Raw genomic sequence first — 12,600 nt, 5'->3', positions numbered from 1 at the left:
ATTGCCTGCAAAATAACGGCCAGATCTCCGGTTTTAAGGCCGCAATATACAAAATGTTATTGGACGGCTCTGCCAAAACAACCTTGCCGCTTACTCAAAACCGTAACGCTTGCCGGTCAGTTTCATGATTTCCAGCGGCTCGGAGCGCCCCCGCTTTTTGATCCAGATCCGCTCCGACTGATCCATATCCATGACCTGCACATACTGGGCGTCTTTCGGGAAATACAGGTTGGTGATTTGCGCGTCGTGGATCGAATAGGGCAGGAATGTCCGGTCCATTTCCGAAAGAACCTCGTAGCGAGGTGCGGGATAAAAAATGGTGTCGCCAGGCTGGTAATTCGCTTCTATCTTTTTGGCAGCTTCCCAGTATGGGTTAGGCACGCGCGGAACAGCAAAGTAGCCATATTTCGGCGAGCGGTCCTCGTAGAATTCTTTCAATCTTAATCCTACAAAATAGAGTTGGGCAGCGAGGAATACGAAAATAAGCACCCGGAACTCATGCCTTAGTGTGGTGTAATATTGAAGCAACAAGCTCAGCAAGATGATCACGTAAGGGAATGAAAATCCCGAGTACCGCTGCATAATACCATAAGTGTGCCCATTCTTGAACGACATCAGGATGAGGAACAATGTCGGCACAAGCGCCATCATGTAAAGCATCCAGAGGCGTGCCTTTTGCTGGCGATCTGCATTTTTGTGCAGATCGGGAATGAAGGACAATGCAAACAAACTGACGCTTAGAATACAGAATTGCAGTTTGTGATTATTGTAAAAAAACGCGACGATGATGACGAGCAAATATGGGAAACGAGGCGCAAGCCACGCGGGCGTGTTAATCTTGTCTTTGAAACGATACCAGCAGATCAGTATCAATGCCACGGCCAGTGCCACAGCCACATTCTTTTTACCTCCCAGGGCATCAGTAAGGCCATTGGTGAAAATCACAAGATCGGCGAAAATCGGCAGCGACTTGTTGAACACATTCAATGGTGTTGCCGGGAGGATATTCCCGAATGCTTGTCCACCGGTATCTGCCATTCGTTTATATAATGCAGCCTGATATTGCAGCGAGGATAATGTGTAAACGCCACCCCCGAACATTAACCACCAGGCCACACCGGAGAGCGCAAACACTGCTGCAATGGCCATGCGTACCCAGCCTTTAAATGTTCTCAGGAAAAACAATGCATATAAGGCGTGCGCAAGCAGTACGGCGATGACCAGGAAGTGACTGAGTAGTCCGAGGCCGGCCGAGAGCACATAGCCAACGTAAAGCCGGAATGTGTTTTTATTGGCCTTGTTTTCTACTATTTGTAAAAAGAAATACGTCGCGGCCAGCGTCAGGAAGAATGTCAGCGAATAGTTGCGCGCCTGGTGGCTGTATGCGATGAAAAATGGTTCGATAGCTGTAATACCGGCTGCTATCAACGCTGTGTTGATTCCGAAGAAACGTTTTGCAAACAGGTAGGTTAGCCCAATGATCAATACGCTGAAAATGACTGAGAAAAGACGGATCGAGTAGTCGGAGAAGCCGAAAATGTCGATCCACGGATGTAAGAGTGCGTAGTAGAACGGGCTGTTCCCGATATCGCTGCGTGTCATGGCCTCGTAGTAGTCCTCGATGGACTTCGGAGCCCAGAATTCGGCAGGCGTGAATGCCTTTGGGGTATAGATTTCGTTGGCCGTGAATGAGCGGAGTACCTGTTTTTGCGGGTGGGCCGGTGTTGTCCAGAAACGGGAATCGGACAGCTCACGAGTCGCAAAAGCCTCTTTTTGATTGGCTCCTTCCAACACAATGCCCTGGCTGACGAGCAATGTGCTCACTTCGTCAAAGAAAATACTGTAACGATCGAGGTTGTGAAGCCGCAACGCAAGACCTGCAACGAGAATGAGGGTGAGTATGAGCCTTGACCGCAGGGTTTCTTTGGTTTGGTTGGGAGACATTAGTGCGTTCGCTGATGGACGCCGCGAAAATAACGAAATTTCCCGTTATAGGATATTTTTTAGATTTTAAGAATCGTAAACTCTACTCTGCGGTTCTTTTGGCGCGTCTGTTCGGTAAGATTGCTGGCAATAGGCCGCGTCGGCCCCCAGGCTTTGGTTTGGATGCGCTTGCCGTCGATGCCTTTGGACAAAAGGTATTTTTTGACCTGTTCCACGCGATCGGAGGAAAGCTTGATATTCTTTTGTACCTCGCCCTGGTTGTCGGTGTGCCCTTCCAGTAATATTTCCATGGTCGGGTAGGCTTTCATCGTTTCGGCGACCTTATCAAGCTCGGCGAATGACGATGGGGTCACTTCCGCACTACTTTGGGAAAACATTGTATTGCTCAGCCGGATCTGCTGGCCTGCTTTAATAGGTTGCAGGTAAATGTTCTTCCGGATCGAGCGGAAACCGGTTTCAGCGCTCAGGTCCATTTCCTCGGAAACAGGGAAAAACCCCTCGCCGGAAGCGGTGATGCGGTATATTTCTTTCAGCGGAAGTATCAGGCGGTATTCGCCGGTTTCGGGGTCGAAGCTGGCCGTCGCAAATGAGGCATTTGTGCTTTTTATGTCGGCTGCAATATCAGACTTTACCGGTTTGTTGGTTTCCGCTTCCAGGACACTCCCGGTTACGACGGCCACAGGGTCGGGCTTGATCTCGGGCGTCATGCGGATACGGAAAATGTCTTCTTGTCCCACAACCTTGTCGCTGGCGCTGAAATAGGCGTAGTCTCCGGTAGCCGGAATGTTGATGAATGCGTCCCACAGTGGCGAGTTGATTGCCGGGCCCAGATTCTCGGGCGTCGACCAGTTGAGCCAGGTATCGTCGAGGCGGCGGCTTAGGAAAATGTCGCCCTGTCCAAAACCTGCGTGTCCGGAAGAAAAGAAGTATAATGTCTTGTTATCCAATGCCAGGAAAGGCGTTCCTTCGTTGTCCGCGGTATTGATCACATTGCCGAGGTTTCGCGGCTCAGACCATGACTTGTCTTTTTGTAAAAACGAAATGTAGAGATCTTTGCCGCCCTCGGATTCTGGCCCCTCAACCGCCATAATTAGCACATTCTCAAACGGAGAGACCGTTACTTCGAGTGTCTTAGCAGTCTTGATCAGGTTCATGATCCGCGACGGACGCGGGAATCCCCAGCCTGATTTCGTTTTAAATGAATGTGAAAATCCAAAGTACATGCTGCCGTCGGGACGGTATTCATTGATAAGGTAAAGTGTTTTTCCATCGGCCGAAATACTGGTCGCTGCATTTTCACCGGCATTGTTGATCGGCGGTCCGATATTAATTGCGTCACTCCATTTTCCCTGGTCATTAAGTGTCGAATACCAAACGTCCTGGCGGGTACGAGAGCCTATGTTGCCTTCAAAATTATTCCTTGTGAAATAAAGCGTCTTGCCATCAGGCGCGATAATGGGTGCAATTTCCTGTCCGGGGGAGTTGATCGCCTTACCCATGTTCTCCTTTTGCGCTTTCAGCTGAGAGGCTACAAAATTGATTTTGGCTTCCACAGGCGCCGCATCCGATGAAATGCCAATCGCGTCGATCTGATTGTAGCCCGAAACCTTACCCGGTTGCAGAACTATTTTCACCGCATTGGCCTGAATACTCTGCTTTGGAAAAATATGGAACATCCTGCCTCTTACGGCCTGCTGTGCAGCGGGCGTTTCCGAAACGAGGTATTCCTTGCCGCTCGCGTCGTACGCATACACCCGCACGACCGAGCCCGGATTGAAATTCTCGGCAATCGCAATCTGTTTCAATGGGATGGTTTTGTCAAAACCCACTTTGATCCATTCCTCGTTACGTCCGTCGGCGTCGGCCGGTGACCAGGCACAGGGGCTGTCGCCAAAATCGGGGAGCTTATTGGGGACACCCAGGATCTGTTTGGAGCGGTACGCATGGCCAATTTGCGACGGCCTGTACTCGGAAGAATACCCCAAAACCTTACTGGCCCATAACACCTCCTGGCAGTACGCGAAAAGCGGCATTACTGCCATTAATATGCTGAAAAGGGTGTTCTTAAATCTCAAACGCATGGGGTGATCAGGAACCGGCCGGGCTATTCTATATCTGGTAATATATTAATAATACAAAAAAAAGCCAAACTTACTGCTTGGCACCAATGAGGAGTATCCAGTCCCATTCCGGTTGCAGCTCCGGCGGCTGGACGACCGCTTCTTCGTCCACTTTCAGGTCTTTTCCGTTCCACCTTTTACCCGTGCGGGGGCTGTACCAAACCGCGCCGAATTGACTGCCTTCCAGATGTTTCAGGTCCAGTCGGACGGGCCGAGAGGTCGGAATGTAAAGCATGGCCATCTTTTTGTTTGAAAGCGAAACGATACCTATTTCGGCCTTATCGAGCGAATCCACCAGCAAATCGGGCGTATCCGGCTGCATATATTCCCATGGGATGCCTTTCAGGATTTTGACCAACTGGTGAATGTACTCGGCGCCGTCCTTGGTAATGTTGACCTTCCAGGTAGGGTTAAAGTTCTTAATCGTACTCATGTGGCAGAAACCCGCCGCCGAGCTCAGAATGGATTGATATGCCTGGTTGCGGATCAGCGTCGACTGGTCGGTAATCTCTTTGGGAAACTCCGAGTTGGCAATCAGGAACGGCCTCAATGCGGCTTCGGCCGAGGTTTTCTGCCAATTAGCCAATGCGGCATATTCGGCCGGGGTTACGGTGGAATCTGGAATAATGAATTTGAGGTCCGAATGGTTGGGGGAATTGTCGTTTACGCTTGTGGGTGAACAGGTGTTGAGTGACGCCAAGATTTGGCCGTCGGATTCGGCCCGGATCCCTTCGGAAATGGCTTTAAACTGCGAAGCACTCTGATACTCTTCTTCGCTGACAATCCAGATGATATTGGAATATTTGGCAAAATACTTTCCCACATAAGTTCCGTAACTTTTCCACACATCTTCCTTTTGCGCATCGAAAACCGTGTTCCAGCTTTGCCGCGACACCACAATCCCCACCACGAGATTTCGCTCCCGGGCTGCTATCACAATTTTTTCCAGATAATCGAAATAGGCTTTGTTAGGTCTGGTCAGATCATTGTTGTCAAGAAACGGCGCGACCTTGTTGAAATTCCGCTGGTTGGGCAATGCGGGCAGTAAATGCACCAGGAAGGTGTTAAACGACTGGGACTTGCGGATATCCATATATTGCACCGCCTCGGGGTAGCTCAGCCTCCGTAGCATTTGCCAGGCTACGTCGGCCACCATCAGGAATGGCGTTCCGTGGTTATCCGTAATATGCCTGCCGTTCGGGCTGATTTTCAACGGGAATTTGGGCGGGGCCTGGTCTTCTTTGTGAAAAACAAATCCCAGCGAAAACATGCACGCCAACAGAAGTACGGCCAACGGTTTGGCGGCCAACGATTTGGAAATATTCATGGTGTCAGCTCAATGAATGCTAGCTATTTCCCAGCTCGGCGATCGTTTGCGCAGGGTTCGGCGAGCTAAATACAAAGCTACCTGCTACAAGGATATCCACGCCTTCCTGCACAAGCCGGGGCGCATTGTCGAGGTTAACGCCGCCATCGACCTCAATTTTGAAATTATAACCGAATTTTTTGCGGTAGCTATCGAGCGTGGCAATTTTCCGATAGGTGTTTTCAATGAATTTCTGGCCTCCAAAACCGGGGTTCACGGACATGATCAGGATGAGCGAAACATCGCCCATAATCTCGCTCAGAACTTCCACAGGGGTATGGGGGTTGAGCGCCACGCCAGGTTCCGCACCAAGCTCCTTGATATGCTGTATGGTCCGGTGCAGATGCGGGCAGGCCTCATAATGCACGGTAAGCCCGGATGCACCCGCTTTACGGAAGGCTTCGAGGTAGCGGTCGGGCTGTTCGATCATCAAATGTACGTCCAGCGGCTTTTGGGCATGCTTGTGAATAGCTTCGCAAACGGGAAGGCCAAACGAAATATTGGGGACGAACATGCCGTCCATAATATCTACGTGAATATAACCTGCGGAACTGCTGTTGATCATTTCGACGTCGCGTTGCAGGTTTGCAAAATCCGCGGCCAGTATGGAAGGGGCAATTTCAGCCATGAAATCAGAAGCTAGTAATGATTAATGAGGCCGAAATTAGTGAATTATGGGCAATGCGGGTTATTGTGCGATGACATTCACGGGAAAGGAGAGCTGATCAAGTACGTGTGATTGCACGCGCTCGTCGCCGGAAAACGAAGCTTGCAATGAATATTTGCCGTTATTAAGTGTATAAATTTCGACGCAAACCTTCTCGGGGTATACCAGCCAGCATTCCGGAACACCATAATGCTCGTAGATGCCCTTTTTGATTACCGTATCAATATTGAGCATTTCGGGTGAGACGACTTCGATGACGAGGTCTGGTATGCCGCAGACAACATCCTGCACGGTACTTTCATTTTGCCTCGATATAAAGAGGAAGTCAGGTTGCAGGACATTGAAGTTTTCTTCAAAGATTACGTCAAAAGGAACACGATAAATTTCGCCTGGCTGATGGGCGTCTACATGATCGCAAAGTACTAGCAACAGTTTACCCATAGCTAATTGATGAATGGTCTTCGGGCTTGGCAGGTCGATCTCCTCGCCATTGATTATCTGCGTGTATTCGGTATTAATGTAAATCTTTCCGTTGATGATTGTTTTCATAAAACTGGGCTGTCTTTTGAATAAGCGCATTCAAACTTTCGATTTAATCAATCATAAATTTCCACGTCTCATCTCTAAGCAAAAACGCACGCAGATCGCTTCGTAACACCTCCATGAACTGCATCCAATCTTTTGCTACCCTATATGGCGCCTCACTCTTTGAGAGGTAACGAAATACACCATTATGAATGCCACCAGATGATGGCAAATAAAGAATTTCTTGACTAGTCTCACCACCCAAAGCGAATCTGCCGCCTCCGCCGTCTGAGCCGAAAACAACAATCTCATGTGGGTAGCTGGCGATGCGGAATGGTTCACCCTTCAAATGCGATTTCTCAATCCAGCTTAGGCTGTGAATAAAGTATCCAACATGAACATCGGGCATATCAACGCCATCGCAGAAGCCATAGAAAACTTGCATTTCTGATGGAAGTTTACCCACCGTTACATTGCGGAATTGGGGTGTCTGGTTGATGCAATTCCCGGTAGGCTTGTAGCCTAAAAAGTCTGAGCTAATGCTTTTAAGCATTTGTTCTACCTCATTCAACCACGTAAGAATGTACGCTTCTGTTCTCTCATTCATAACGACCACATTGTTTGTCAATCGCTCCCTGTACAGCTTCTGAACTCATCGCAATTGCTTTTTATCAATTTACTTGTAATGTCCTTGATTTCGGAAGTGCTGCTTTTGGATTACTTCGATGGAGTAGCTAAGCAGTTTTTTATCGACGTTCCGCCTTGAACGAATTTACAAAAACATGCGGCGTTCTGAATGCATGCTTAACAGGCATATGCGCTTGACAGTACAACCGGCACCTTGTTAATTATCCAATGCCCAAAATTTGAATTAAATCTTAAATTTGGGCCGAATCATCAAGCCGCCGTGACCACTATGAATCCCGAACAACGAATCCAGGAGCTCTCCGAAAAGCTACATTATTACAATGACCGCTATTATCAGGACAGCGTGTCGGAAATATCGGACTATGAATTTGACCAGCTGCTCAAAGAGTTGCAGGCCCTGGAAAGTGAATATCCTGAGCTGAGACAGGAGGATTCGCCTACGCTGCGGGTAGGTGGGACAGTTACCAAGACGTTCAATGCAGTGTACCACCGGTATCCGATGTTGTCGCTGGACAACACCTACAATGAGGACGAACTCCGCAGTTTCGATGATCGCGTACGTCGCGGGCTCGAAGGGGAGCCTTACGAATACATTTGCGAGCTTAAATTCGACGGGATTTCCCTCAGTTTTACCTACGAAAACGGCATCCTCGTACGCGGCGTGACGCGCGGCGATGGTACGCGCGGGGATGAGATCACTAATAATGTTAAAACGATACGTTCACTGCCGTTACGGGTGAAAGCCGAAGGTATTCCGCCTGTTTTCGAAATCCGCGGAGAGGGTTTTATGCCCATTTCTTCCTTCCAGAAACTTAATGAAGAAATGGAGACTTTGGGTGAAAACCAATATGCTAATCCGCGCAATGCGGCTTCCGGGTCGTTCAAATTGCAGGATTCCGGCGAGGCCGCGCGGCGGGGACTCGATAGCTACATTTACTCTTTTCTTTCAGATGATACGTTTTTCAAAAGCCACGAGGAAAGCTTGCTGGCCTTGAAATCGTGGGGCTTTAATGTGTCGCCGGGATGGAAAAAAGTATCGAATATCGACGAAGTGATCGAATACATTCACGAATGGGAAGAGAAGCGGGCGCATTTGCCGCTGGCTACCGACGGGATTGTGATCAAAATCAACTCTTTTGAGCAGCAAAAAGAACTGGGTTTCACGGCCAAAAGCCCGCGTTGGGCGATCTCCTATAAATATAAGGCAGAGAACAAACCCGCGGTACTGCGAATGGTGACCTACCAGGTAGGCCGTACCGGCGCCGTGACCCCCGTTGCTAACCTTTGCGATTTGTCGGAACGGGCATTGCCTTACAATCAGGTAAAAGGCGTGCATTTGTCGGGTACGCGCGTGAAGCGGGCGACTTTGCATAATGCGAACGAACTGGAAAGGCTTGGTATCCGCATTGGGGACACTGTTTTTGTGGAAAAAAGCGGGGAGATTATCCCGAAGATCACCGGGGTGGATGTTTCCCAGCGCGAAAAGTACGAGACCGAGGAGATCGTCTTCCCGACGCATTGCCCGGAGTGTAATTCCGAATTGCAGCGGAATGAGGGAGAAGTTGCATTCTTCTGCCCGAACGACAGCCATTGCCCGCCGCAGCTGAAAGGCCGCATTGAGCATTTCATTCACCGCAAAGCGATGAATATCGAGAGTTTGGGTGAAGGTAAAATTGAGCTTCTTTTCGATCTGGACCTCGTACGCACGCCTGCGGACCTGTACGACCTGAATTACGACAAGCTGCTGGGCCTCGAAAAGAACCTGCTCAATGAAGAAACCGGGAAAGTTAAAAAGATCAGTTTCAGGGAGAAAACGGTGGATAATATCCTCAAAGGCATTGATTTGTCGCGAACCGTACCCTTCAAAAATGTGCTTTTTGCATTGGGAATCCGCTTCGTAGGACAAACGGTTGCAGAGAAATTAGCCGCCTATTTCAAATCGATGCGGGCTCTGCGGGCTGCGAGTTATGAGCAGCTTACGGCGGTACCGGAAATCGGCGGGCGCATTGCATTGAGTATCGAATCATTTTTCAGTGTGCCTGAAAATCAAATGCTTGTGGAGCGTTTGGAACAGGCAGGCCTGCAAATGGAAAGTGACGAAAAACCCGTTGAGGTGGAAAGCGACCTGCTGGATGGCAAGACTTTCGTGATCTCGGGCGTTTTTGAAAATTTCGAACGCGACGAGCTGAAAGAGAAGATCGAGGCGAATGGTGGTAAGGTGCTTAGCGGGGTGTCCGGAAAGCTCAATTACCTGCTCGCCGGCGCGAATATGGGGCCTTCCAAACTCGAAAAAGCGCGGAAACTGGGCGTTACCATCATCTCTGAGGAAGAATTTTTAGCAATGATTGGAAATTAAGTAAAGAAAATAGCCCCGGAAGGCTAACTTTGTGTTTTAAAATCTAACAATTATATAAGTAAATAATGCCATTGGACCAACGTTTCAAAGGGGTAGGGGCCGCGCTGATCACACCTTTTGATGAACAGAATGAGATTGATTATCCGGGTCTGAAAAGACTGATCGACCTGGTGACGGAAGGTGGTACGGACTACCTCGTAGTACAAGGAACAACTGGCGAGTCGCCGACTGTTAGTTCCAAGGAAAAGCGTGATATCCTGGCATTTACAATAAAGAACAACTACAAGAAGCTGCCGATCGTCTACGGCATCGGAAGCAATAATACCCAGGAAGTACTGAATACGATTAAGGAAACCGACTTCACGGGTGTGGATGCGATCCTGTCGGTGTGCCCTTACTACAATAAACCAACACAGGAAGGCATTATCGCGCATTTCACTGCTATCGCGGACGCTTCACCGGTTCCGGTCCTCTTGTACAATGTACCTGGTCGTACGGTAATCAATATGAAGGCGGATACGATCGTGAAGCTCGCTGCGCATCCGAATATCATTGGTATCAAGGACGCAGGTGGCAGCATCGAGCAAAGCATGGAACTCGCTGCACGCGTACCCGACGACTTTTTGCTGCTTTCGGGTGATGATAATCTGGTCACTACCATGGTAAGCGTAGGTTGGCACGGTGTTATTTCAGTGATTGCCAATGCATTCCCGAAAGAATTCCATGATCTTACCTGGGCTGCATTGGAAGGCCGTTTCAAAGACGCCGCGAAATTGCAGCTTGCGTTCCTGGAATTTGATACGTTGCTGTACATCGAGTCGAATCCGGTAGGAATCAAGAAATGCTTGGAAATCAAAGGTATTTGCAGCTCGGACGTACGTTTGCCATTGCTTAAAGCCTCGAAAGAGCTGGGCGAGAAGCTCGAAAAAGCGATGATCCGCGAGGGATTTATGTGATTCAAAATGAGTCAGGAGTAGTCACGAATGGTCAGGTGTAGTCAGGAGTAGTCAGGTTTTTTAATTGACATTCGGACTTCAAAATTATATTTCAGGCATCACAGGTTTGGGGATTTAATTCCGGCCTGTGATGTTTTGTTTTAAATCAAAAACGAAATGCTATGATCACGTTTTACCCAGGGCCTAGCAAGGTTTATCCGCAGGTCGAACAATATATTTCGGAGGCTTTCGCTAGCGGACTGATCAGTTCCAACCACCGTAGCAAAGGCTTTATGGACTTGCTGGAACAGACGATCGCCGATCTGAAAGCGAAACTGGATGTTCCTGCCGGTTATGAGGTCTATTTCGTATCGTCGGCGACGGAATGCTGGGAAATCATCGCCCAGTCGCTGCTGATCGATTCGAGCCTGCATATTTACAACGGCGCATTCGGAGAGAAATGGATGGAATATACCCACCGCATCTCGCACCGTGCCACCGACGCGGCTTTCGGATTGAACGAAACGCTGCTGATGGACCGATCGGCCGTGTTCTCCCGCAATGAGCTGATCTGTGTAACTTATAATGAGACCTCGAACGGTACCAAAATCCCGGAAGGCTTCCTGCTCGATATTCGTAAAAAGGTTGATAACCTTATTGCGGTAGATGCGACATCGGCGATGGCGGGCGTGATTTTGCCCTGGGAGAATGCCGATATCTGGTATGCTTCGGTACAGAAATGCTTTGGCCTGCCTGCGGGCCTGGCAGTGATGATCGTTTCGCCCAAAGCCATCGAGCGCGCGATACAGGTGGGCGAGCGGAAGCATTACAACAGCCTGTTGTTCATTCGCGACAATTTTCTGAAATTTCAAACCCCTTTTACACCGAATATTCTCGGCATTTACCTGCTTGGAAAAGTAATGCAACAGGTTCCGGCGATCGAGGAGGTGGACGCGCAGACACGCGCTCGGGCGCACGACTGGTACGCGTTCCTGCTGGAAAACGGGTATGAGCTCGTGGTGGAAAATACGGCGGTCCGGTCGGATACGGTCATCGCCGTCCGCGCGGAAAAAGAACGCATTGCATTCCTCAAAAACGCGGCGCAAAAAGAAGGTATTACGCTCGGCAACGGCTATGGCAAAGAGAAGGACACCAGTTTCCGCATTGCCAACTTCCCAGCAATAAGCGATGAGGAAATAGCGATATTGAAGGCTTTTTTGGTGAAAATGGCCCTCAATTGACAAATGAGTAGTAAATGGCCTTCCTTGTATTTATAACTAAAAACAAATCTACTCACCCGCGGATTTCTAGATTGTGCGATTAGATATTTTAAAGCAATACCAGGCCCAGACCAAATGTCTGGTCGCGCTGGATTCGATTATTTTTGGTTTTGACGGCGAAGAGCTGAAACTGCTGCTGGTCAAAAGGGGCATTGAAGATGAGCATCATACCTGGTCGCTGATGGGCGGTTGGGTACAGCCCGACGAAAGCCTCGAAGGCGCCTCGTCCCGCATTCTTTTTGAGCTTACCAATCTGACAGACATTTACCTCGAACAACTATACACTTTCGGAAGCCCTCACCGCGATCCGGTTGAGCGTACGGTGTCGGTGGCCTATTTCGCATTGATCAATGTGGAAGATTACGACCACAAGATTTCCAAAAATTACGAAGCACAATGGTTCTCGATGCAGGAACTGCCCAAACTGCTTTTTGACCATGGTATGATGGTCGATATGGCGATCCAGCATTTGCGTTACAAGGCCTCGCAGCACCCGATCGGCTTTGAATTGCTACCGGAAAAATTCACAATCCCGCAGTTGCAGAAATTGTATGAGGCGATTTTCGGGACAGAGCTCGATAAGCGGAATTTTAGCCGTAAATTATTGTCTACCAATTTGTTGATCAAACTGGATGAAAAGCAGAAGGGCTATTCCAAAAAGGGTGCATACTTTTACAAAATCGACGAGGAGAAGTATAAAAAGCAGTTTAATACATTCCTGAACTTCCTGCCGGGAAGTGCTTCGTAACCGCCGTTATT

10 protein-coding genes are annotated in these 12,600 nt (G+C 49.0%); 4 read left to right on the top strand and 6 right to left on the bottom strand.

Annotated features, from left to right (window positions below):
• Positions 1-90: 90 nt before the first annotated feature.
• From J7619_RS13500 to J7619_RS13475, 6 genes are all read right to left on the bottom strand, one after another.
• Positions 91-1,944, bottom strand: coding sequence for a glycosyltransferase family 39 protein (locus J7619_RS13500; protein ID WP_291199010.1), 1,854 nt, complete (start codon positions 1,942-1,944; stop codon positions 91-93).
• A gap of 59 nt (positions 1,945-2,003) precedes the next feature.
• Positions 2,004-4,025, bottom strand: a complete 2,022-nt coding sequence (locus J7619_RS13495) for an OmpA family protein (protein WP_291199008.1) — start codon at positions 4,023-4,025, stop codon at positions 2,004-2,006.
• A gap of 70 nt (positions 4,026-4,095) precedes the next feature.
• Positions 4,096-5,391: a DUF4038 domain-containing protein gene (locus J7619_RS13490; protein ID WP_291199006.1), complete on the bottom strand. Its 1,296-nt coding sequence runs from the start codon at positions 5,389-5,391 to the stop codon at positions 4,096-4,098.
• 19 nt (positions 5,392-5,410) lie between these two features.
• Entirely contained in the window at positions 5,411-6,058 is a 648-nt protein-coding gene (gene rpe, locus J7619_RS13485; RefSeq protein ID WP_291199004.1) for a ribulose-phosphate 3-epimerase, read from the bottom strand.
• Between the two features lie 60 nt (positions 6,059-6,118).
• Positions 6,119-6,646 carry a Uma2 family endonuclease gene (locus J7619_RS13480; RefSeq protein WP_291199002.1) on the bottom strand — a complete coding sequence of 176 codons (528 nt, stop codon included), beginning with the start codon at positions 6,644-6,646 and terminating at the stop codon, positions 6,119-6,121.
• A 43-nt stretch (positions 6,647-6,689) separates the two neighbouring features.
• The gene (locus J7619_RS13475; protein ID WP_291199000.1) at positions 6,690-7,229 is read right to left on the bottom strand and encodes a hypothetical protein; all 540 of its coding nucleotides are present in this window, start codon (positions 7,227-7,229) and stop codon (positions 6,690-6,692) included.
• A 309-nt stretch (positions 7,230-7,538) separates the two neighbouring features.
• Between J7619_RS13475 and ligA the strand changes: the two genes are divergently transcribed.
• The 4 genes from ligA (at position 7,539) to J7619_RS13455 (ending at position 12,589) form a co-directional block, all read left to right on the top strand.
• On the top strand, positions 7,539-9,626 hold the full coding sequence (gene ligA / locus J7619_RS13470; RefSeq protein WP_291198998.1) for an NAD-dependent DNA ligase LigA: 2,088 nt from the start codon (positions 7,539-7,541) through the stop codon (positions 9,624-9,626).
• Positions 9,627-9,691: 65 nt separating this feature from the next.
• On the top strand, positions 9,692-10,582 hold the full coding sequence (gene dapA / locus J7619_RS13465; RefSeq protein ID WP_291198996.1) for a 4-hydroxy-tetrahydrodipicolinate synthase: 891 nt from the start codon (positions 9,692-9,694) through the stop codon (positions 10,580-10,582).
• Positions 10,583-10,743: 161 nt separating this feature from the next.
• Entirely contained in the window at positions 10,744-11,802 is a 1,059-nt protein-coding gene (locus J7619_RS13460; protein ID WP_291198994.1) for an aminotransferase class V-fold PLP-dependent enzyme, read from the top strand.
• Positions 11,803-11,875: 73 nt separating this feature from the next.
• Complete coding sequence (locus J7619_RS13455) at positions 11,876-12,589, top strand: NrtR DNA-binding winged helix domain-containing protein (protein WP_291198992.1); 714 nt, start codon at positions 11,876-11,878, stop codon at positions 12,587-12,589.
• The last annotated feature ends 11 nt before the right edge of the window (positions 12,590-12,600 follow it).

The organism is Dyadobacter sp. (genome assembly GCF_017744695.1).
Taxonomy (GTDB): domain Bacteria; phylum Bacteroidota; class Bacteroidia; order Cytophagales; family Spirosomataceae; genus Dyadobacter.
The sequence above is the reverse complement of the archived record's forward strand: the minus strand, read 5'-3'. Positions and strand labels throughout refer to the sequence as shown.

What these genes read in the sequence shown, in the direction of transcription:
- J7619_RS13500 (WP_291199010.1), bottom strand. Translation starts at nt 1,944, where the DNA reads ATGTCTCCCAACCAAACCAAAGAAACCCTGCGGTCAAGGCTCATACTC.
- J7619_RS13495 (WP_291199008.1), bottom strand. Translation starts at nt 4,025, where the DNA reads ATGCGTTTGAGATTTAAGAACACCCTTTTCAGCATATTAATGGCAGTA.
- J7619_RS13490 (WP_291199006.1), bottom strand. Translation starts at nt 5,391, where the DNA reads ATGAATATTTCCAAATCGTTGGCCGCCAAACCGTTGGCCGTACTTCTG.
- rpe (WP_291199004.1), bottom strand. Translation starts at nt 6,058, where the DNA reads ATGGCTGAAATTGCCCCTTCCATACTGGCCGCGGATTTTGCAAACCTG.
- J7619_RS13480 (WP_291199002.1), bottom strand. Translation starts at nt 6,646, where the DNA reads ATGAAAACAATCATCAACGGAAAGATTTACATTAATACCGAATACACG.
- J7619_RS13475 (WP_291199000.1), bottom strand. Translation starts at nt 7,229, where the DNA reads ATGAATGAGAGAACAGAAGCGTACATTCTTACGTGGTTGAATGAGGTA.
- ligA (WP_291198998.1), top strand. Translation starts at nt 7,539, where the DNA reads ATGAATCCCGAACAACGAATCCAGGAGCTCTCCGAAAAGCTACATTAT.
- dapA (WP_291198996.1), top strand. Translation starts at nt 9,692, where the DNA reads ATGCCATTGGACCAACGTTTCAAAGGGGTAGGGGCCGCGCTGATCACA.
- J7619_RS13460 (WP_291198994.1), top strand. Translation starts at nt 10,744, where the DNA reads ATGATCACGTTTTACCCAGGGCCTAGCAAGGTTTATCCGCAGGTCGAA.